Genomic DNA, 21,241 nt, shown 5'->3' with positions numbered 1-21,241 from the left:
TTGCCGGTCTATTCCTTCACGGCGCCCGTCATCGACGAGACGTAATAGTCGACGAAGAAGGAATAGAGGATCACCACCGGCAGCGAGCCGATCAGCGCGCCGGCCATCAGCGAACCCCATTCATAGACGTCGCCGCGCACCAGTTCGGTCAGAACGCCGACCGGTACGGTCTTGTTCTCGGACGACTGGATGAAGGTCAGGGCGTAGATGAACTCGTTCCACGACAGGGTAAAGGCGAAGATGCCGGCCGAGATGAGCCCGGGGACCGCCAGCGGCAGCACGATCTTGGTCAGGATCTGCCAGCGTGTCGCACCGTCGACCAGCGCGCTTTCCTCCAGTTCGAAGGGGATCGACCTGAAGTAGCCCATCAGAAGCCATGTGCAGAAGGGAATGAGGAACGTCGGATAGGTCAGGATCAGCGCCAGCCGCGAATCGAAGATGCCGGCCTGGAAGACGATGAAGGCCAGCGGAATGAACAGGATGGAGGGCGGCACCAGATAGGCCAGGAAGATCGACAGGCCGGCGACACGCGCACCGCTGAAGCGCACCCGCTCGATGGCGTAGGCGGCGAAGACGGATGCCCCCAGCGAGAGGAAGGTGGAGGCCACCGCCACGATGATCGTGTTCCACAGCCAGCCCGGATAGGACGTCTCGAACAACAGGTAGCGGATGTGGTCCAGCGTTGGCCTGACCACCCAGAACGGGCTGTAGGTCTGGTAGTCGGTGAGCTGCTCGTTCGGCTTTATGGCGGTAATCGTCATCCAGTAGAAGGGAAACAGCAGGACGAAGACGAAGATCGCCAGGGGCAGGTAGATCACCAGGATGCGGCGGGCCAGCGTGTCGTGATGCGACATGCCGACGATATCGTCGGTGACTGGGGCGGCGTTGGTCTGGGTCGTGTCGGTCATTGTCGGTGCCTCAGTCGTTGCCGCCCTGCTGCCACTTGCGCCGTTGCAGGCCGAAGAAGCTGAACAGGATCGCTGCGAGCAGGAAGGGGATCATGGAGACGGCGATGGCCGCGCCCTCGCCGAGCTGGCCGCCCGGTATGCCGCGCTGGAAGGACAGCGTCGCCATGAGGTGCGTGGCATTGACGGGGCCGCCGCGTGTCAGCACGTAGATCAACTGGAAATCGGTAAAGGTGAACAGGACCGAGAAGGTCATGACGACCGCGATGATGGGCGTCAGCAACGGCAGGGTGACGCTGCGGAACCGCTGCCAGGATGTCGCGCCGTCGAGCGCCGCTGCCTCGTGCAGCGACTGCGGAATGGTCTGCAGGCCGGCGAGAAGCGAGATCGCCACGAAGGGAATGCCCCGCCACACGTTGGCGGCGATCACCGAAGCGCGGGCATTGTTGGGATCGCCGAGGAAGTTGATGGGCGCGTCGATCAGCCCCCACTGCATCAGCACCCAGGAGATAATCGAGAACTGGCTGTCGAAGATCCACCAGAAGGCGAGCGCCGACAGCACGGTCGGGACCACCCATGGAAGAAGGATGATGGCGCGGAACAGATTCTTGAAGGGCAGGTGCTCGTTCAGGATGATGGCGAGCCACAAGCCCAGCGCGAACTTCAGCACCGACGCCACGGTGGTGTAGAGAACGGTGTTGAAGACCGACATCCAGAAGACGCTGTCATCGAACAGCCAGAGGTAGTTTTCCAGGCCGATGAAGACGCCCGGCCTTCCGATCTGCGTATCCGTGAAGCCGAGCCAGACGCCCAGGAACAAGGGATAGGTCAGAAAGCAGATCAGAAAGACCGCTGCCGGCAGCATGAACAGAAGGCCGAGGCCGTTCCGGCTTTGCGACAGGCGGTCGAGGAAGGAGGGCTTAGGCGCGCTCTCGATGCTGGACATGGATCGTTTCCCCGAAGGATGGGCCGGGCGGAAGGCCGGGCCCGCCTTCGAGGCGGACCCGGCGATACCCCACGCAGGCTTTAGCGGTAGTAGCGGCTGGCGCGGCGTTCGGCGTTGCGCATCGCATCTTCCGGCGAGCGCTGGCCGGTGACGGCCTCCGCGAACATGTCCACCAGCACGTAGTCGGCCATGGCGCCCGCCGATGCCGAGCCGAGCGGGCCGGCATAGCCGTTCGGGCGCAGGCTGGCCGAAGCGCGCGAGTAGGGCTCGTGGATCGGGTTGGCGGTCCACACCGGGTTGCTCTCGTAGGCGCGCAGCGGCTGGCAGCAATAGGCGTTGGCGCCCTGCACCCAGGCGTTCATCTGGTCGTTGCCGTAGATGAACTTCAGGTAGGCCTTGGCGGCTTCCGGGTACTGCGTGTGGGAGAAGACGGACATGGTCGAGGCCTGGTGCAGCTCGACCGATTCCCCGATCGGCCCGATGGGCAGGTTCACGGAGCGCATGTCGGCGGCGAGCTCGGCCAGCGCCGGGTCCTTCATCGCGGCATAGTACATCGACACGCCGTTTGCCGTCAGGGATACCTGGCCGGCCAGGAAGGCGCGGTTGTTGTTGACGTCCAGCCAGCTCTCCGTGCCGGGGATGAAGGTCTTGTACAGCTCCTGCGCATACTGGATCGCAGCCAGGGTCTCGGGGCTGTTGATGGTGACGGTGCCGGACTCGTCCACCATCTTGCCGCCGTGGCTCCACAGCAGCCAGTGCGCATAGTTGTTGCCGTCGCCCACCGCCTTGCCGTGAGGGAAGCCGGCCGGCGTGCCCTTGGCCTGCAATGCCTTGCAGAGCTCGAGGAACCCGGCCGTGTCTTTCGGAAATTCGCTGAAACCGGCGGCCTTCATATGGCTGTCGCGGTAGCAGATCGCATTGCCGATGGCGCAGAGCGGCAGGGCGATGAACTTGCCGTCGCGCTTGGCGTAGCCTTCCAGGCCCGGATACCAGCCGCCGTCACGCGCGCCGAGATACTCGCCAAGGTCGGTCAGGTCGAGCAGCTTGTCCGGATATTGCTGCGGGTCGTCGAACCAGCTCATGACGATGTCGGGGCCGGAACCGACATTGGCGGCCACCGCCGCCTTCGGGCGGACGTCTTCCCAGCTTTCCTTGTCGATCCGCACCGCGACGCCGGTGGCGTCGGTGAAGGCCTTGGTGTTGGCGAGGAAAGCCTCTTCCTCGGCCGGCACGAACGGGACCCAGCGCAGCACGCGCAGGGAAGCGCCGGCTTCCGGCGTGAAGGTGGGCTCCGCCGCCTGTGCGAAGGCGTTGCCGATACCGAAGCGGCCACCGAGGGCCGCGCCGGCGGCGATGCCGGCGGTGCCGGCAAGGACGTTTCTGCGCGTGATCTTCATGGGTTCTTGTTCCTCCCTGCGTTTCCCCGGGACTTATCCTCGTGCCGCGCCCATCCCGGATCCTGCGCGGCGAACGGATCAGTCGACGAGGCGTTGGCCGCTCTTGGCGTCGAACAGGTGAATGGCGTTCGGGTCGATCGCGACGTGGATCGTCTCGCCGGGCGCGACGGTGATGCGCTCGCGGAAGACGCAGCTGATTTCGGACTGGCCGAGCCTGGCCACGACCTGGCTTTCGTAGCCGGTCGGCTCGATCACCACGACCTGCAGCGGCACGCCGGACGCGGACAGCGTCATCGCCTCCGGGCGCATGCCGTAGACGAGGTCCTTTCCATGCGCCGAAGCCGGCGGCCGACCTACCGGCAACGCCGTCCCGTCGCCGGTGACGAAGCGGGTCGGATCGTTGGGGTCCAGCCGCCCGGACACCATGTTCATGGCCGGCGAGCCGATGAAGCCGGCGACGAACAGGTTGGCGGGCCTGTCATAGAGGTCGAGCGGCTTGCCGACCTGCTCCACGATCCCGTCATGCATGACGACGATCTTGTCGGCCATGGTCATGGCCTCGATCTGGTCGTGGGTCACGTAGACCGTGGTCGTCGTCAGGCGCTGGTGAAGGTTCTTGATCTCGGCGCGCATCGATACGCGCAACTTGGCGTCCAGGTTGGACAAGGGCTCGTCGAACAGGAACACCTGCGGGTCGCGCACGATGGCACGCCCCATGGCGACGCGCTGGCGCTGGCCGCCCGAGAGCTGGCGCGGGAAGCGGTCGAGAAGATGCGACAGCCCCAGGATCTGCGCCGCCGGCTTGACGCGCGTTTCGATCTCGCTGGCCGATGCGCCCTTGAGCTTGAGCGAGAAGGCCATGTTGTCGCCCACCGTCATGTGGGGATACAGCGCATAGTTCTGGAACACCATGGCGATGTCCCTGTCCTTGGGCGGCAGGTCGTTGACCACCTTGTTGCCGATGCGGATCTCGCCCGAGGTGATGTGTTCCAGACCCGCCAGCATGCGCAGCAGGGTGGATTTGCCGCAGCCGGACGGACCGACAAGGATGACGAATTCGCCATCCTCGATGTCGATGTTGACGCCCTTGATGACTGGGTGGGCGCCGTAGTTCTTGCGCACATCGACGATATCGACAGATGCCATTCTTGCTCCTCCCGCAAGCGCGCCGCCTCTCTCCCGGGGCGCGGTTTGCCTTTGATTCGGTGTCCCGTCAGCCGCGGCCGACGAAGGGCATCCTGTTGGCCATGACGGTCATGGTGAGCACGTTGGCGCTCAGCGGCAGGCCGGCCATGTAGCGGACGGCCTCGCCAACCAGTTTCGGGTCGATGGTCGCTTCCGCCGCCGTGCTGCCGTCTGCCTGCAGCACGCCCTTGGAGATCGTCGTCGTCATCTCGCTGGCGGCATTGCCGACATCGATCTGCCCGCAGGCGATGTCGAAGGCCCGCCCCTCCAGCGAGGTCGCCTTGGTGAGCCCGGTGATCGCGTGCTTGGTGGCGGCATAGGGCGCCGAATTGGGGCGTGGCGTCGTGGCGGATATGGAGCCGTTGTTGACGATACGCCCGCCCTGCGGCGACTGCGCCTTGAACTGCCGTACGGCGGCCTGCGTGCACAGGAACGCACCCGTCAGGTTGGCGGCGACCACGGTGTTCCACTCGTCGAAGTCGACATCCTCCAACTTCTTCGAGGGGGCGTTGACACCGGCGTTGTTGACCAGCAGGTCGACGCGCCCGAAACGCTCGACGACGCTGTCGAACAGGGCCGTGACATCGGCAGGCCGGGAAATGTCCGCCGCCACGGCGGTGACCGCGCCACTGGAGGACAGCTCGGCGGCGGTCGCTTCCAGAACGTCCTTGCGGCGCCCGGTGATGACCACGTTGAACCCCGCTTCCGCAAGCTCCCGCGTGATGGCCTTGCCGATACCCGTTCCGCCGCCGGTGACGATGGCGACCTTGCCGTCGCCATTCCTGTCATTGCTCATTGCGATGCCCTTGTGTCTTGTCCTGTCGTCTGGTTCCGCCTGCCGCCTCAGGCGGCGATGCGCCCGCCGAGCTCGTCATCGATATGTGCGCGTATGATCGCGTCGAAATCGGTTTCGGCGGTGAAGCCGAGTTCACGCGCGCGGCGCGCGTCGAAATTGGTGGCCCAGCCGGCGACGATGCGCTGGATCGTCTCGTCCGGCTCGCGGCGGATCAGGCGCACGGCCTTGTCGCCGGCGACGCGGCGCAGCGCCTCGATCTCTTCGCCCACGGTTGCCGACAGGCCGGGCATGGTCAGGTTGATGCGGGGCCCGACCGGTGCAAGATCCATCGTCGCAGCATGGATGAAGAAGCCCACCGCCGAGCGCGGACTGGCGAACCAGTGCCGGACGCTTTCGTCCACGGGCAGGACGGCCTCCTGCCCGGCAAGCGGCTCGCGCAGGATGTTCGAGAAGAAGCCGGAGGCCGCCTTGTTGGGCCTGCCGGGGCGGATGCAGATCGTGGGAAGGCGAATGCCGATGCCCGACAGGAACCCCTTGCGGGAATAATCGGCCAGCAGAAGCTCGCCGATGGCCTTCTGCGTGCCGTAGCTGGTGAGCGGATAGAGCGCAAAATCCTCCGCGATCGTCTCGTCGAAGGGCGCGCCGTAGACCGCGATGGACGAGGCGTACACCACACGCGGCTTGTAGGGCTGCTTCATGCCCTCGTGGCGGATCGCCTCCAGCAAAGCGTGCGTGCCCGTCTGGTTGACGCGGTAGCCCTTGTCGAAATCGGCTTCCGCCTCGCCCGAGACGACGGCGGCCAGATGGATGATCAGGTCCGGCCGGCCGGCGATGAGCCGTTCCGCCACGCCCGGCTCGGACAAGTCCACCGCCTCGCCGGTCGCCACGGCTCCAAGCTGCGCGGGCGCCTCGGGCTTCACCACGTCGACAAGCGTCAGCCTGTCGATGTCCGCGCCCAGCGCCTCGGGCTCCGCGGCCACCTTGTCCAGTATCTTGCGGCCGACCATTCCGGCCGCCCCGATCATCAGTACATGCATTGCGCCTGCTTCCATTCATGACCCGGAACGCCGACCGCCCGGAACCTCAAGACAGTAGGAAGGGGAAAAGCCGCGACGTCTGACGTTGAACGGCCCTCAGGCCGAAACCCCGCAGTCCGCCGGCATGCGCATGACGCTCATGAAAGCCTCCCCCGACCGGCCTTTCCGGGCTTCCGGAGTGGCCGTAGAACCAGAATTACGTACTGGAGCCGACATCCGGCTTCCGTTTCCTGCGCCATCTTTCTGGTAGCGCTTGCGTTACGCCTAGCGAATTGCGATCACTCTGCCAAGCGCATTCTGGCAGCGCTGCCAAAAAAAGTATGACGATTTCGTGCGGCACGAACCGGACGCTCGTCGCATGGGATGAGCGCGCCGGCGCATCCCACCCCGGGGGGAGGGGTTCCGATATGAAGGATCGTCACGGGCAACCGGTGGACATGTCCGCCGTGACGCTTCGGGAAGTCAGCCGCGAAGCCGGCGTCGGTGCCAGTACGGTATCGCGCGTGCTACGCAATCAGGGCTCCTTTTCCGCCAGAACGCGGGACCGCGTGCTGCAGGCCGTGGAAAAGCTCGGTTATGTGCCGAACAGGCTGGCGGGCGCCCTTGCCTCGGCCGGGTCCAACCTGGTCGGAATCGTCATTCCCTCGCTGCACAACGTCGTCTTTCCCGATCTCCTGCGCGGGGTCGCGCGCCAGCTCGACCGCACGGGCCAGCAGGCCGTGATCGGGGTGAGCGAGTATTCCATCGAAAGGGAAGAGGCGCTGGTGGCCTCGATGCTGGCCTGGCGGCCCTCGGCGTTGCTGCTGGTGGGGCTGGAGCATACCGATCGTACGCGCCAGATGCTGGATGCCGCCCATATCCGCGTCGCGGAACTGCTGGATCTCGACGGCGAAGGCGTGGATATCGTCATTGGTTTCTCCCATCGCGAGGCCGGGCGCGCCTGCGCCAGGCACCTTCTGGAACGGGGTTATCGCAAGATCGCCTATATCGGCCGCGACTTCGCCAGCGACCGGCGCAGCGCCAAACGGTGTGCGGGCTTCCGGGAGATCCTGCGCGAGGCCGGACTGGATCTCGTCGCCATCCGTGAACTGGACGGCGAATCATCGACCGAACTCGGCCGTGCCGCCCTTGAGTCGCTGCTTGTGGAGCGCGTCCCCATGGACGCGGTGTTCTGCTCCAACGACGATTACGCGGTCGGCGCGCTGTTCCATTGCATGGCGCGCGGGATCGACGTGCCGGGGCAACTGGCGATCATGGGCTACAACGGGCTCGATATCGGCCGGGCGGCGCCGCTGCCGCTGGCCACCGTCCTGACGCCGCGCGTCGAAGTCGGCGAGATCGCGGCGCTGAAGGTCTTTTCCAGCGAGCCCTCACAGCGTCTGCAAGTGCCTTTCACCATCGTCCCGGGGGCGACCGCCTGACAGGGCGCAACGCGCATCGGTGAGAGCGTCCAGGGCCCGCCATTGCAGGCGCGATCATTTCCGCCTACGGGTTTTCGACTGCCTATCCAACACTGGCCGGATGTGCCGTCTGCGCGTCGCGCGTTTCCGCCGCCTGTTCGGGAAATTCTGAAGTCCGATGACGCAATTCGTCTCGCCCAGCCTTCTGCCGATCCTGCTGCTGCTCTGCTCCAACGTCTTCATGACCTTTGCATGGTACGGCCACCTGAAATTCGAGAACAAGCCGCTTTGGGCCGTCATCCTGGTCAGCTGGGGCATCGCCTTCTTTGAGTATTGCCTCGCCGTTCCCGCAAACCGCTACGGTGCGCACGTCTACTCGGCGGCGGAATTGAAGACGATGCAGGAGGTGATTACCCTCGCCGTGTTCGCGGTGTTTTCGGTCACCTATCTCGGCGAACGCCTGACGGTGAACCATCTTGTCGGCTTCGGCCTGATCGCGCTCGGGGCCTTCTTCATCTTCAAGGGTCCGCTGCGCTTGTAGGGCCGCGCTCGCGGGACTTGAAACCGTAACCCGAAGAAACGATATTGAGCTTCGGTCGCTGGCACCTGCCGCCCGCGGGCCCGAAGTCGGGCCTTTGGTGAAGTCCAGCCTTTTTGCGATCCATCGGTGTTATCTCCGGGGCGCATCGTGGCAATGCGGGCACCATGCAGGAAGCCGCCTCTCTACGTTCGGAGAGACCCGACATGAGCATCACATTCGACACAATCAGCGCCCGGACTCTCAAGTCCGAGGCGAAATCCCTGCGCGAGAGCCGTACACGGGCCGGCGTTGCCATGACGCATGGAGCGGCCCTCGAGGAGGTCGCCAGGGCGCATGGCTTCCGGGACTGGAATACGGCGCGGGCCACCTTGCCGGAGCACGCAGCCGCGCCCTTCCAGGTCGGAATGCGGGTCGGCGGCCATTACCTCGAGCGGCCTTTCGAGGGCCTTGTCATCGGTGTCAGGCTGCTTGGCAGCCGTCCGCTTCTGTCGGTGACGATCCAGTTCGACACGCCGGTCGACGTCACGCCGAACCTTATGTTCAAGACCCTGCGCCAGCGCGTCACTGCAACGGTGAATGCCGACGGGGTGTCGCCCGAACTGCGCGGCAATGGCCAGCCGGTCATGCGGCTGGCGCATCTCTAGGCCGAGGCATAAAGCGCAACATGCAAAAGGGCTCCGGAGATGTCCGGAGCCCTTTCACGAGGATTCATCTGAGAGCCCCTCCGGCAGATCTTATGCAAGGCCGAGGAAGCTGAGGATTGCGATGATAACGACAACAACCCCGATGATGTAAAAGATGTTCACGGCGTCTCTCTCCTCTTGAGTTCGTGCATTCAACGCCGGGTGCGACACATTGTTCCGACCAGTTCAGCCTGGATGTTTCATTTCATCCATGCAGGCATCACTGGGGTGCGGTGGGTTCCACGATGCCGCGCTGCTTCAACCAGTCGCGCATCCCGGCGATTTCCTTTTCCTGGGCGGCGATCACCTCCTGCGCCAGATCACGGGTGAAATCATCCTTGCCGTATTCAAGCACGATCTTCGCCATGTCGATCGCACCCTGGTGATGCGGAATCATTCCAAGCACGAAGGCGACGTCGGGATCGGCGTTGGCGACACCCTCCATCATCGGACCGTGCATCCTGTCCATCGCATCCGTGTAGGCTTCGGCGGCGGGGGACGCGGTCGTCGCCGATGTCGTGACCGACATGTCGTGTCCGGCATGGGACCCGGTGTCCTGCGCCAATGCGCCGCCCGCGGCCATGGCCGCAAGGACCGCTGTAAGGAAAAACCGCTTCATGAGGTTGTCGAACTCCGTTTCGGCCATGCCACGCGGCCGGCGCCAGTGATGCCGACACTGGTAGTCCTTCCAACCGTGGGGAGGGTCAAACTGTAATTCGCAGGTCGATCAAATGTGAGCCGTTGGCGAATATTTAACCTTGCGTGACAGAAGGATGACCGTTCATAAGGCTGTCATCGTATGGAGGGCTTATGAACACCTTCTCCGTTGGGCGTCGCTTTGCCGGCTGGACGTTCACTGTGCTGGCGGCAACGCTGGTGCTGGCCTTCGCTGCCGCCGGCCTTCTGGGTTTCGAGGCGGCCTCCATCGAGGAGGGGCCGCTCGAGCGCGCTCAGGAAGTGGTGCTGGCGCTGTCGATCTTCCTGTTCGTGGGTGCTGCGATCTATCAGCGCGGCGCCGGCCGGATGGCAAGCTTCGGCATGGTCCTGCTGTGCATCGTGTTCTTCCTGCGCGAACTGGAACTGCCGGTCAGCGGACCGGTTACGGCGTACCTCCATACGGACACGTTCCGCCTGCACGAGACGATCGCACTGCTGGCGCTCGGCCTTCCGTATCTGGCTCTGCGCTGGCGGCTCATCCCGCAGTTCTGGGCCTATGCCGTGTCGCTGCGCGGCTGGCCCTTCGTCCTGTCTGCCGCCCTCGTCGGCCTTGGCGCCGCAGCCGAAGCGATTGTGCCATACTTCCCCGTCTGGTCGATGGGCGTCTTCTTCGAGGAGACCTTCGAGACGATGGCCTATGTCGTGCTTGCCTGCCTGGCGGTTCATGTGATGGTGGCTGCCTTCCAGCAGTATCAAATGCAGGCGGCCGGTGCGATGACGCAGCCCGTCACACGGCTCCGCTGAAGCGCATGCCGCCCTCGGTTCGATAACGATCGAAGACCGCGGCGGCCAGGCGTACGAAGGGGCGGCCTGCCTCCGTCATCTCGATACGCGTTCCGGCGACCCGGACGAGCCCGTCCGCCACATAGGGCCGAAGGAGGGCGATCTCGTCGGCGAACCGGCTTCCATCCGAGCCGAGATCTATCCGCAGATTGCACATCAGCGCCTCGATGATGGCGGCACGGCATCGGTCATCTTCCGAGAGTGCGTGTCCGCGCCGCGTTGCGAGCCGCCCTTCCGTTACCATCCGCGAATAAGCACCGACCCCGGGTTCGTTCTGGACGAAGCCTCCGGGCAGTTGCGAGATCGCCGATGCGCCAAAGCCGATCAGGCTGCGTCTTTCGTCGTCCGTATACCCTTGGAAATTGCGGTGGAGCCGGCCCGCGCGCGTGGCCTGCGCCAGCGGATCGTCGGGAAGGGCATAATGGTCGATGCCGATGCGCCCGTAACCGTGGCCGATCAGCGTGTCGCACACGGCCTCTGCCAGTGCGAGCCGCAGGATCGGTCCGGGCAGCCGCTGCGTATCGACGAGCCGTTGGTTGGCGCGTCGATGGGGAAGGTGGGCATAGCCATAGCAGGCGATCCTGTCCGGCCGCAGCGCGGCGACCGCATGGCAGGTCGCGACGATGCTGCGTTCCGTCTGCTCGGGCAGGCCATGGATCAGGTCGATATTGATGCGGGCGATTCCCGCATTGCGCAGCATGTCCATGGCGGCCCTGACGATAACCATGGGCTGCTCGCGGCCAATGGCCCGCTGCACGGCCGGATCCGCGTCCTGAACGCCGAGGCTTGCCCTGTCGACACCTATATCGGCCAGGCGTCGGCAGAGTTCCGGCGACACGTGGCGCGGGTCTAGCTCGATGGAGTGTTCCCGAATGGCCGATGTATCGAAATGCCGGGCCAGCGCATCGACGACGCGGACAAGCCCCTCGGCGCCCAGTATGGACGGCGTGCCGCCACCCCAGGCCAGCCGGCCGATCGGGATGCGGCCGCCGCATAGGCCGGAGACAAGCTCGATCTCTTCCATCAGTCTGTCGCGATAGGCGTCTATGACATCGTCGCGGCGCGCCATCTTGGCGTGGCATCCGCAATAATGGCAGAGGCGCCGGCAATAAGGCACGTGGATATAGGCGGAGACCGCCTCCTGCGGGTCGAGGTCGCGCAGCCAGCGCGCATGGTCGCGCGGGCCGACGGCGGCGTCGAAATCCGCCGCCGTCGGATATGACGTATAGCGCGGAACGGACACGGCCGCATAACGCTCCACGGCGTTCATCCTAGCCGTTCCGCCGGGTTGCCTGCGTTCCATGGGCCGGGCCGTCGGCCGGCCGCGCCAGGAGTCGATCCTCGCGCATTTCGAACCACATCGCGTTGAGGATGGCGAAGGCGCAGGCAAGGCCGACACCGAGGATCCACGAGAAATACCACATGGCGACTTGTTCCTTCCGTCAGTAGGCGTTTGGGTTGCGCTCGATGCTCTGGGCCGTCACCGGGCCGCGCATGACGCTATAGACCCAGGTGGTGTAGGCCAGGATGAGCGGCAGGAAGATGAGCGTCGCAAGCAACATGATGAACAGGGTGAGATGGCTCGACGATGCATCCCAGACCGTCAGGCTGATGACGGGGTTCAGGGACGAGGGCAGCAGGAAGGGGAACATCGACACCCCTGCCGTGGCGACGATGCCGGTGACGGACAGGCTGGAACCGCCGATCGCCAGCCAGCCGTTTCTGGCAGACAGGCCGGCAAGGGCCAGGAGTGCACCGAGAAAGCCCAGTGCCGGGGCGGCCATCATCCACGGATGGGCACTGAAATTGGCGAGCCATGCGCCCCGCGCAAGCGCAACCGACTTGCTGAGCGGGTTGGAGGGCAGCGTGGTGACGATCGCGTTGGTGACGCGGTAGCCGTCGATGCCATAGGCGATCCACAATCCGCCGAGGGCGAAGAGGATGAGCGTCAGGACGGCGGCGATCCGCCCATAGGTTCGGCTGCGATTTGCAACCGCGCCACGCGTCCGGGTGGCGATCACGCCGGCGCCGTGCATCGTCAGCATGGCGACGCTGAGCACGCCGCACAGGAGCGGGAAGGGGCGCAGGAGACCGAAGAAGGTTCCCTCATAGCTGGGACGCATGGCCGCGTCGAGGCCGAAGGGAACCCCCATCAGGACGTTGCCGACGGCAACACCGAAGATGAGCGCCGGGACGAAGCCGCCGATGAACAGGGCCCAATCCCACAGCGTGCGCCAGCGGGGATCGGCGACCTTGCCACGGAACTTGAAGCCGACGGGCCTAAGGATCAGCGCAAGCAGCACGGTGATCATGGCCAGGTAGAAGCCGGAGAACGACACGGCATACAGCGCCGGCCAGGCCGCGAAGATGGCGCCGCCGCCGAGGACCAGCCAGACCTGGTTTCCTTCCCAGGTGGGGCCGATGAGGTTGAGGAGGATGCGGCGCTCCTCGTCGCTGCGCGCGGCGAAGGGCAGGAGCGTGCCGACGCCGAGGTCGTAGCCGTCGGTCACCGCGAAGGCGATCAGCAGGATGCCGAGCAGCGCCCACCAGATCAGCCGCATGGTTTCATAGTCGAGGGGAATATCGGTCATCTTCGGATATCCTGTTTGCGGCGTCGTTCAGTGCCGGTCCGGGGTGGCTGTCGCGCCTTTCGGCGTGACGGGTGCGCCGGAGACGGCGTCCATGACGAGGTTGTGCCCGCTGGGGCCGGCCTTGATGACCTTGAGCATCAGGAGAACCATGATGACCGCCAGCACGGTGTAGAGCGTGATGAAGAAGCCGAGGCTGATCGCAAGGTCGGTCACCGACAGGTCGGAGGCGGCATAGAAGGTTGGTAGCACGCCTTCGACCGCCCAGGGCTGACGCCCGTACTCCGCGATGAACCACCCGGCCTCTATGGCGACCCAGGGCAGCGGCAGGCTGACGAGCGCCAGCTTGAGGAAGCGTCGGCTTTCCACGATGCGGTGCCGGCTCGTCTGCCAGAAGGCGAAGGCGAAGAAGGCGATGAAATAGAAGCCCAGCGCCACCATGATGCGGAAGGACCAGAACATCGGTGCGACGCCAGGGACGGTGTCGAGCGCGGCGGCAGTGATCTCTTCCGGCGTGGCGTTGAGGATATCCTCGCGGTAGCGCTTGAGCAGCAACGCATAGCCAAGGTCGGGCCATGCCTGCGCGAACTGCGCCCGGGCGGATGCGTCGGTACCGTCGGCGCGGATGGCCTGCAAAGCGCGATAGGCTTCGAGGCCATTGGCAATGCGATGGCCGGAGGTTTCGACGAGGTCGAGAATGCCGGGGATCTCGCCCGTCAGGGAGCGCGTCGCGATCAGGCCGAGGGCGTAGGGGACCTGGATTTCGAAGCGGTTCTGCCCCTCGCCGGGGATGGCGAAGAGGTTGAAACCGGCCGGCGCGGGCTCGGTGTGCCACATGGCTTCCATGGCCGCCAGCTTCATCTTCTGGTGCTGGGTGGCCGCGTAGCCGCTTTCATCGCCGAGGACGACCACCGAAAGCGACGCCGCGAGGCCGAAGCTGGCGGCGACTGCGATGGAGCGCTTGGCCAGTTCCAGGTGTCGGCCCCGCAGGATGAAGTAGGCGCTGATCGCGATGACGAACATGGCGCCGGTAACGTAGCCCGCGCTGACCGTATGGACGAACTTGGCCTGTGCGACCGGGTTGAAGATCACCGCCATGAAATCGGTGATCTCCATCCGCATCGTATCGGGATTGAAGGTAGAGCCGACGGGGTTCTGCATCCAACCGTTGGCGATCAGGATCCAGAGCGCCGAGAAGTTGGCGCCCAGGGCGACCAGCCACGTGACGCAGAGGTGCTGGACCTTGGAAAGCCTGTCCCATCCGAAGAAGAAGAGGCCGACGAAAGTGGCTTCCAGAAAGAAGGCCATGAGACCTTCGATGGCCAGGGGCGCGCCGAAGACGTCGCCGACATAATGGCTGTAATAGGCCCAGTTCATGCCGAACTGGAATTCCATGACGATGCCGGTGGCCACGCCCATGGCGAAGTTGATGCCGAAGAGCGTGCCCCAGAACAGCGTCATGCGGCGCCAGATGTCGCGCCCGGTCATGACATAGACGCTCTCCATGATGGCCATCAGGAAAGACAGGCCGAGCGTCAGCGGCACGAAGATGAAGTGGTACATCGCCGTTGCCGCGAATTGCAGCCGCGACAGGTCGACGACCGTCAGATCGATCATGGTTTCATTCGCTTCTCTTGGCCGGACCGTCGATTTGAGTCTCGATACGGGCGGGGCAGGTTGCGGTGTCGGAGGGAGCTGTAGGAGCGGCGCCCGGCGCCCGCATTGATTCAAATCAATGTCCGCGTTCGGCGGTCGCCTTATCGGTATGCCGGATGAACCGGGACGACCGCCCATGACGACGACCACGAGACACGACCGCGAAACGGCACGGCGCCACGGGCGATGGCTGCGGGCACGCCGCGCCGATGGCGGCATGGCGCTGAAGGCGGGCCTCGTGCTGCCGTTGGCCGCCGGCCTGCTGCTTGTCGGGCAGGCGTGGCTTTTGGCGGGCATCGTCGATGCCGTCGCGGTACGGGGCGCAATGCTGGCCGATCTGGATGCACGGATTGCCGGCCTGGCCGGCCTGATCCTGGCGCGGGCGATGCTGTCGGCGCTCGGCGAGCGCGCGGCGGCGCGCGGCGCGGAAGCGATCAAGCGCCAGGTGCGCCGACGGATCATGGCCGGTTATCTGCAGGGGCCCCTCGCACCGGTGCGGCCCGAAAGCGGCGCCGTGGCATCGACGATCGTCGAGCAGGTCGACGCGCTCGACGGCTTTTATGCGCGTTTCCTGCCGGCCATGGTCCAGGCGGCAATCCTGCCCATCGCCTTCGCGGCCATCGTCCTGCCGGTGGATATCGTCGTCGCGCTGCTTTTCATCGTGACGGCGCCGCTGATTCCGCTATTCATGGCGCTGGTCGGTTGGGGTGCCCAGGCGGCAAGCGATGCGCAGGCCGATGCGATGGCCCGCCTGTCCGGCTTCTTCGCCGACCGGCTGCGCGGCCTTCTGACCATTCGCCTGCTGGGGCGGGTGGATGACGAGGCGCACCTGCTGATGGAGCGGGGCGACGCCTTGCGCAGGCGGACGTTCCGGGTGCTGCGTATCGCCTTCCTGTCGTCCGCGGTGCTGGAGCTGTTCGCGGCCCTCGGCGTCGCCGGTGTCGCACTCTATATCGGGCTCGCCTATCTGGGGATGATCGGCTCTGCCGGTGCCGACGCTACCCTCGCGGCCGGCCTGTTCTGCCTGATGATAGCCCCCGAGGTCTATCAGCCGCTGCGTTTGCTGGCGGCCCATTATCATGACCGCACGGGGGCCATGGCGGCCGTCGCCATGATCGAAGCACACTATGCCGAAGATCGCCCGGTGCCAGATACAGGCACGGCGCGGCCGCCGGCGGCCGGGCGCCCGACCGATCTGGCATTGCGGGGCCTTGTGCTGGAAGCTCCGGGAGGGCGGCCATTGCTGCACGCCTTCAGCCTCGACATCGAAGCCGACCGGCATCTTGGCATCATCGGTGCCAGCGGATGCGGCAAATCCACCCTGATCGAAACCATCGCCGGACTGCGCGCACCGGCGGCCGGAACGATCCGTCTCGGCGGCACCGATCTCCTGAAATCGTCCTGGGGCCGGCGTGCCGAAACGATCTGCCATATCGGCCAGTCGCCGCGACTGTTCCACGGCACCATCGCCGACAATATCCGCTTTGCCCGGCCCGACGCCACGGATGCCGATATTCGGCGGGCCGCCGATGCCGCGCTGGTTCAACGCTTTGCCGCGCGGCTGCCGGACGGGCTGGAAACGCGTATCGGTGAAGGCGGCTACGGCCTGTCCGGGGGGCAGGCGCACCGTGTCGGCCTGGCGCGCCTGTTCCTGCGCGATCCCGCGTTGATCCTGCTGGACGAGCCCACGGCGCACCTGGATACCGCGACCGAAGACGAGCTGATGGCCAACATTCTGGCATTCGCCAAGGGGCGGATGCTGGTCATGGCGACGCATTCATCCGGTGCCGCCGCCCGGATGACAACGGTGCTGCGCTTCGCGGACGGCGTGCTCGTTCCTTGTGGCGGGCGGGCCGCGCGGGTCCGCCTGGTCGGAAAGGACGCGGCATGAGAGCGCTGCTGTCATTCGGGCCGCTGTTCATGCGGCACTATCGCGCCTTCATGGTGGCGCTGCTGATGGCTGTAGTGACGGTTGCGGCCGGCGTCGGGCTTCTCGCTATATCCGGTTGGTTCCTGACGGCGGCGTTCCTGGCCGGCGCCGGGGCTGCGTTCAACCTGTTCGGGCCCTCGTCTGCGGTGCGCGGCCTGTCGCTCCTGCGCATCCTGTCCCGCTATGGCGAACGGATGAGCGGTCACGACGCAACATTGAAGGCCCTGACGCAGTTGCGGCACTGGTTGTTCACCCGGTTGATGCCGAATGCCGGTCCGCTGGGCAAGGGCCTGCGTCGGGGCGACCTGATCCAGCGCCTGACGGCCGACGTGGACACCCTGGACGTCGTTTTTCTGCTGGCGATCGGACCGATGGCCACGGCGCTTCTGGCTGGCTCGGCGCTCTGCTTGGTCTTGTGGTTCGTGCTGCCGGCTGCCGCCATCGGCTATCTTGGCGCTTTCACGGCGGCCGCCATCGGTGTCCCGCTGCTGCTGACGCTGGCCACCCGCCGGGCCGGCCGCGATGCGGTGGAAGCGATGACCGGCTTGCGCATGATGGCGCTGGACGGTGTCGACGGCCGGTCCGAGATTCTCGGCTTCGGGTGCCGCGACCGCTTTCTCTACCGGTTCGATGCGGCGGCAGCCGCGCTCGGCAGGGCCCGGATCGATATCGCGGACCGGGCCGCCTTTGCGCAAGGGTCCATTCAGGCGTTGACCGGCGCCGCGTTGCTTCTGGTGCTGGTGCCGGGGACGGACGCGGTGGCACACGGCCGGCTCTCGGGTCCGGCATTGGCCGGCTTGCTGCTGGCCGCTCTGGCAAGCTTCGAGACGACCGCCAGTCTGACGCGCAGCGTCGCACGACTGGGCGCGGCGGAAACCGCCGCCGAGCGCCTGCAGGAGATCGCAACGTCATCGGACGGGGCGACGCCGCGCCATGCGGGCGTGGAGCATATTCCCGATGGCGACCTGCGTTTCGACTCCGCGGTCGCGGGCTATGACGGCGCGTCGCCCGTCGGTCCGCTCGACTGGACCGTGCCGCAAGGCTCGGTTGTCGCCATCGAGGGCCCGAGCGGCAGTGGCAAGTCGACCTTGCTTGCATCGGTCCTGCAACTGGCGCCGCTGCGCGCGGGGACGATCCGCATCGGCACGGTATCGACAAAGGATGCCGTACAGGCCGCCCTTTATGCGCGCGTCGCCCTGCTGGAACAGGAAGCGCCCATTTTTCTCGGCACCGTGCGCGATAATCTGCTGCTTGCCGATCCGGACGCGGCCGAACACGATCTATGGGGGGCCCTCGCCGATGCGCGGCTGGAAGCCGCGGTGCGCACCCTGCCGGACGGGCTCGACACGGAGGTCGGCGAGGCCGGGCATATCCTGTCCGCGGGTGAGCGGCGGCGGCTTGCCCTGGCGCGCATTCTTCTGACCAGGGCGACGATCCTGCTTCTCGACGAGCCCACCTCCGGGCTGGACGCGGAAACGGAGGCAGCCTTCTTCGCGGACATCCGCCGGGCCTGCCGGGGCCGGACCGTCGTCATCGCCACCCACGCCGACCTGCCTGCCGGCGCCGTCGACACGGTGCTGACGGTAAACGGCGGCTTATCGGGATGAGTGCCGGGCCTCCTGGGCCTGGTCGATGCCGGCGACGGCCGCCAAGGCGCGCCGGTCGACGATGTCCACGTGATGGGCGTCGGAAAGCCGGATCAAATGCTGATTGCGCAGCTTGGTGAAGCTGCGGCTGACCGTCTCGACGGTGAGGCCGAGAAAATCGGCGATATCCATTCGCGACATCGGTATCGGAACCGGATTTGCTGGCAGGCCGCGCGCCGCCATCCGCGTCGACATCACCAGAAGGAAGCTCGACAGCTTCTCCACGGGCGCCAGCCGCCCCAGCATGATCTGCCCGTCCCGTGCCTCGCGAAGCGCCGCGCGCGTAAACTGCATCAGCCTTGCCTGTAGCGCTGGATGGTCATGCAGGAGCCGGTCCATGTCGGTGCGGGCAAAGGCGCACAATGTCGAATGCGTCACGGCCTCGACCGTGGCGGAAACCGTCTCCTCGTCGGCAAGGCCCAGGAAATCGCCGGGCATCAGGAAGCCGGTGATCTGCCGGCGGCCGTCCGCAAGGATCGTGGACAGGCGCAACATACCCCTGGTCAAGGTATAGACGCGCCGCGCCGGATCGCCTTCGTGGATCAGGATCTCGTCCGGCGCGAGGTTGCGCACCGTCGAAACCTGTTCCATCGCAGACAGGTCGTCCTGGCGAAGCGCCGCGCAAAGCGACAGAGCGCGGACATCGCAGGAAGCGCATGACGTCTCGCACGGCACGGGAGTGGGTGATGCGACGCCGGCTATCGTGTTCATCAATCCTTAACCATCCGCGCAAAGTACCGCATGAAGTTGCCGGTGCTGCGTCATTCCGACGCATATTCGGGACCGGCTGGTAACGCAACGTTAATTACTGTGTCGCAGGCCGAACAACAACTTGTGTTTGATATGCAACACCCAGGCCCGATCTCTGAAACCCCACTATTTTCAACTGGCGGTTACCCCATTTAGTCGGTACGCAACACTCAAGAGCAACGGCCAAGCCTTCGGACGCACCGACTGGATCCGGCCACAGACATGGGGGGTTCTGCAATGAACCGTTTCGCACTTCTTCTGGCTTCGGCCGCTTTCGTTACGCCCGCCGTGGCTGCGGACGTCATCTATGAAGAGCCGGCTCCGGCTCCGGTCGTCGCTTACGAGCCTGCCTTCACCTGGACCGGCTTCTACGTCGGTGGCCAGGCCGGCGTTGCCTTCAACCGTGACTCGGGCCTGTTCTCCACGGACTCGTCCTTCATCGGTTCCAGCGATGATGGCGAAGCTTCGTTCATCGGCGGTGGTCACGTCGGTTACGACTACCAGATGGGCAACTTCCTCATTGGTGCCGTCGCCGACCTGAACTACATCGATGCCTCGACGGCTTCGTCCTACACGCTGCCGGGTTCGACGGTGGTTTACGGTGCGCAGCAGGACATCGACTATGTCGGTACCGTCCGCGCCAAGCTCGGCTACGCGGCTGACCGCTTCGCCGTGTACGCCACGGGTGGTCTCGCTTACGGCGACACCAGCAACAACTACCTCGGCAGCAGCACCGCTACGCTGTCCGTCGGTGGCGCTGCTCCCGCCCTGTACGATGTCTCCGTCTCGGAAGACACGGATGATGTCGGTTACGCGGTTGGCGCCGGCGTCGAGTACCTTGTGACGCAGAACTTCTCGCTCGGCGTCGAGTACCTCTACACCGACCTCGGCGACTCGAAGCTCGATGTCACCTATACCCCGGTCGCCGGCGGCGCGGGTGGCAGCGTGACGACGACGTCCTCGTCGGACCTCGACTTCCACACCGTGTGGGCCAAGGCTTCGTTCCGCTTCAACTAAGAAACGGGACGGCTGCAGGCAGCCAGACTACAAAGGGGCTTCCGGGAAACCGGGAGCCCTTTTTTCATGCCCTGTCGTTTGGCCGGAGCGTGCGGAGCGAACAATTGGAAGAGTGGGCCGGGGCGTCTGCGGATGCAGCGGACGGAGAGACGGCTCCGGCACTGCGTGGGCCCAAGGACCTCGTCCGCTTCAACTAAGAAACGGGACGGCTGCAGGCAGCCAGACTACAATGGGGCTTCCGGGAAATCGGGAGCGCCTTTTTTTCATGCCCTGTCGTTTGGCCGGAGCGTGTGGAGCGAACAATTGGAAGAGGGGGTCGGGGTGTCTGCGGATGCAGCGGACGGAGAGACGGCTCCGGCACTGCGTGGGCCCAAGGGCCGCGTCCGCTGCAACTAAGAAACGGGACGGCTGCAGGCAGCCAGACTACAAAGGGGCTTCCGGGAAATCGGGAGCGCCTTTTTTTCATGCCCTGTCGTTTGGCCGGAGCGTGTGGAGCGAACAATTGGAAGAGGGGGGCGGGGTGTCTGCGGATGCAGCGGACGGAGAGACGGCTCCGGCACTGCGTGGGCCCAAGGGCCGCGTCCGCTGCAACCAGAACACGGACCGGCTGCGCGGTATCAGGAAACGAACAGGGGCTTCCGGGAAACCCGGGAGCTCCTTTTCGTGCCCGCCGGCTGGGCGGGGCGTGTGCGGCGAGCAATGGGAAGGCGAGGGGGTAAGGGCGACGGTGGGCGACCGGAGGTCAGGCGGCATGGACGTACGACCAGATCGTGTATGCCGCAGGAACGTCAAAAAGCCGGGCGCAGAGGCTGCACCCGGCTTTTCGTATTGGAACGCTGCGCCAGATGGATCAGGCGGCGGCGACGGCCTTGACGCGGTTCGACAGGCGCGAAATCTTGCGGGAAACGAGGTTCTTGTGGAACACGCCCTTCGAAGCGGCGCGGGCCATTTCAGGCTCGCATGCCTTCAAGGCTGCCGTGGCAGCGGCCTTGTCGCCGGCGAGGATGGCTTCCTCAACCTTGCGGAGGAAGGTGCGAACGCGCGAGCGGCGCGCCTTGTTGATAGCCGTCCGGCGCGCGATCTTCCGCGTAGCCTTCTTGGCCGAAGGGGTATTGGCCATGTCGAAGTCTCTCTTCTGTTGCCGCGCCCCGGCAGTGCCCGAAAGGCCTTGCTGGCGCGCATGTCTGGATGTCGGTGATCCCGCATTGCAGCCCGAAGGTCGACAAAGAGGGATGGAGCCGCGACTCTCGTAGCGGCTGAACAT

At 65.4% G+C, this 21,241-nt stretch carries 20 protein-coding genes; 7 read left to right on the top strand and 13 right to left on the bottom strand.

All coding sequences use genetic code 11. The annotated features are described in order from the left end of the window. Positions 1–8: 8 nt before the first annotated feature. From IGS74_RS19930 to denD, 6 genes are all read right to left on the bottom strand, one after another. The gene (locus tag IGS74_RS19930; RefSeq protein ID WP_192388547.1) at positions 9–908 is read right to left on the bottom strand and encodes a carbohydrate ABC transporter permease; all 900 of its coding nucleotides are present in this window, start codon (positions 906–908) and stop codon (positions 9–11) included. Between the two features lie 10 nt (positions 909–918). Beyond that, positions 919–1,851 carry a sugar ABC transporter permease gene (locus IGS74_RS19925; RefSeq protein WP_039195584.1) on the bottom strand — a complete coding sequence of 311 codons (933 nt, stop codon included), beginning with the start codon at positions 1,849–1,851 and terminating at the stop codon, positions 919–921. Positions 1,852–1,931: 80 nt separating this feature from the next. Then, on the bottom strand, positions 1,932–3,248 hold the full coding sequence (locus IGS74_RS19920) for an ABC transporter substrate-binding protein (RefSeq protein ID WP_192388545.1): 1,317 nt from the start codon (positions 3,246–3,248) through the stop codon (positions 1,932–1,934). Positions 3,249–3,326: 78 nt separating this feature from the next. Further along, positions 3,327–4,394 carry a sn-glycerol-3-phosphate ABC transporter ATP-binding protein UgpC gene (gene ugpC, locus IGS74_RS19915; RefSeq protein ID WP_039195582.1) on the bottom strand — a complete coding sequence of 356 codons (1,068 nt, stop codon included), beginning with the start codon at positions 4,392–4,394 and terminating at the stop codon, positions 3,327–3,329. A 67-nt stretch (positions 4,395–4,461) separates the two neighbouring features. Continuing rightward, positions 4,462–5,229, bottom strand: a complete 768-nt coding sequence (locus IGS74_RS19910; RefSeq protein ID WP_039195581.1) for an SDR family oxidoreductase — start codon at positions 5,227–5,229, stop codon at positions 4,462–4,464. Positions 5,230–5,276: 47 nt separating this feature from the next. Further along, entirely contained in the window at positions 5,277–6,266 is a 990-nt protein-coding gene (gene denD / locus IGS74_RS19905; RefSeq protein ID WP_192388543.1) for a D-erythronate dehydrogenase, read from the bottom strand. 407 nt (positions 6,267–6,673) lie between these two features. Here denD and IGS74_RS19900 point away from each other — a divergent pair, with 407 nt between their 5' ends. The 3 genes from IGS74_RS19900 to IGS74_RS19890 all read left to right on the top strand — a co-directional run bounded on the left by IGS74_RS19900 (position 6,674) and on the right by IGS74_RS19890 (position 8,851). Next, a complete protein-coding gene (locus IGS74_RS19900; protein ID WP_246722752.1) occupies positions 6,674–7,687 on the top strand; it encodes a LacI family DNA-binding transcriptional regulator in 1,014 nt (337 codons plus the stop codon). A 157-nt stretch (positions 7,688–7,844) separates the two neighbouring features. Further along, on the top strand, positions 7,845–8,207 hold the full coding sequence (locus IGS74_RS19895) for a DMT family protein (RefSeq protein ID WP_192388541.1): 363 nt from the start codon (positions 7,845–7,847) through the stop codon (positions 8,205–8,207). A gap of 203 nt (positions 8,208–8,410) precedes the next feature. Continuing rightward, positions 8,411–8,851: a glyoxalase superfamily protein gene (locus IGS74_RS19890; protein WP_192388539.1), complete on the top strand. Its 441-nt coding sequence runs from the start codon at positions 8,411–8,413 to the stop codon at positions 8,849–8,851. Positions 8,852–9,110: 259 nt separating this feature from the next. Here the strand turns inward: IGS74_RS19890 and IGS74_RS19885 are convergent, their stop codons facing one another. Beyond that, positions 9,111–9,509, bottom strand: coding sequence for a DUF305 domain-containing protein (locus IGS74_RS19885; protein WP_192388537.1), 399 nt, complete (start codon positions 9,507–9,509; stop codon positions 9,111–9,113). Between the two features lie 191 nt (positions 9,510–9,700). Here IGS74_RS19885 and IGS74_RS19880 point away from each other — a divergent pair, with 191 nt between their 5' ends. Continuing rightward, on the top strand, positions 9,701–10,351 hold the full coding sequence (locus IGS74_RS19880; RefSeq protein WP_192388535.1) for a hypothetical protein: 651 nt from the start codon (positions 9,701–9,703) through the stop codon (positions 10,349–10,351). On the opposite strand, the gene hemN is transcribed toward IGS74_RS19880, so the two are convergent. From hemN to IGS74_RS19860, 4 genes are read right to left on the bottom strand one after another with little or no spacing between them, the layout of a single operon-like run. Then, positions 10,335–11,660, bottom strand: a complete 1,326-nt coding sequence (hemN, locus tag IGS74_RS19875; protein WP_192388533.1) for an oxygen-independent coproporphyrinogen III oxidase — start codon at positions 11,658–11,660, stop codon at positions 10,335–10,337. The genes IGS74_RS19880 and hemN overlap by 17 nt on opposite strands. A gap of 1 nt (position 11,661) precedes the next feature. Further along, positions 11,662–11,814: a cytochrome bd-I oxidase subunit CydX gene (cydX, locus tag IGS74_RS19870; RefSeq protein WP_192388531.1), complete on the bottom strand. Its 153-nt coding sequence runs from the start codon at positions 11,812–11,814 to the stop codon at positions 11,662–11,664. A gap of 18 nt (positions 11,815–11,832) precedes the next feature. Next, a complete protein-coding gene (gene cydB, locus IGS74_RS19865) occupies positions 11,833–12,981 on the bottom strand; it encodes a cytochrome d ubiquinol oxidase subunit II (protein WP_192388528.1) in 1,149 nt (382 codons plus the stop codon). A 27-nt stretch (positions 12,982–13,008) separates the two neighbouring features. Continuing rightward, a complete protein-coding gene (locus IGS74_RS19860) occupies positions 13,009–14,595 on the bottom strand; it encodes a cytochrome ubiquinol oxidase subunit I (protein WP_192388526.1) in 1,587 nt (528 codons plus the stop codon). Between the two features lie 175 nt (positions 14,596–14,770). Here IGS74_RS19860 and cydD point away from each other — a divergent pair, with 175 nt between their 5' ends. Beyond that, the gene (cydD, locus tag IGS74_RS19855) at positions 14,771–16,525 is read left to right on the top strand and encodes a thiol reductant ABC exporter subunit CydD (RefSeq protein WP_192388524.1); all 1,755 of its coding nucleotides are present in this window, start codon (positions 14,771–14,773) and stop codon (positions 16,523–16,525) included. Further along, positions 16,522–18,171 (top strand): thiol reductant ABC exporter subunit CydC, encoded by a 1,650-nt coding sequence (gene cydC, locus IGS74_RS19850; RefSeq protein ID WP_192388522.1) that lies wholly within the window; start codon positions 16,522–16,524, stop codon positions 18,169–18,171. Before cydD ends, cydC begins: the two co-directional genes overlap by 4 nt. Here cydC and IGS74_RS19845 read toward each other — a convergent pair. After that, positions 18,160–18,801: a cyclic nucleotide-binding domain-containing protein gene (locus IGS74_RS19845; RefSeq protein WP_246722750.1), complete on the bottom strand. Its 642-nt coding sequence runs from the start codon at positions 18,799–18,801 to the stop codon at positions 18,160–18,162. The genes cydC and IGS74_RS19845 overlap by 12 nt on opposite strands. A 396-nt stretch (positions 18,802–19,197) precedes the next feature. Between IGS74_RS19845 and IGS74_RS19840 the strand changes: the two genes are divergently transcribed. After that, positions 19,198–19,977 carry an outer membrane beta-barrel protein gene (locus IGS74_RS19840; protein ID WP_192388518.1) on the top strand — a complete coding sequence of 260 codons (780 nt, stop codon included), beginning with the start codon at positions 19,198–19,200 and terminating at the stop codon, positions 19,975–19,977. Positions 19,978–20,827: 850 nt separating this feature from the next. Here IGS74_RS19840 and rpsT read toward each other — a convergent pair. Further along, complete coding sequence (gene rpsT, locus IGS74_RS19835) at positions 20,828–21,097, bottom strand: 30S ribosomal protein S20 (protein ID WP_039195570.1); 270 nt, start codon at positions 21,095–21,097, stop codon at positions 20,828–20,830. Between the last annotated feature and the right edge of the window lie 144 nt (positions 21,098–21,241).

The organism is Aureimonas sp. OT7, assembly GCF_014844055.1.
Lineage (GTDB): Bacteria > Pseudomonadota > Alphaproteobacteria > Rhizobiales > Rhizobiaceae > Aureimonas > Aureimonas altamirensis_A.
The sequence above is the reverse complement of the archived record's forward strand: the minus strand, read 5'-3'. Positions and strand labels throughout refer to the sequence as shown.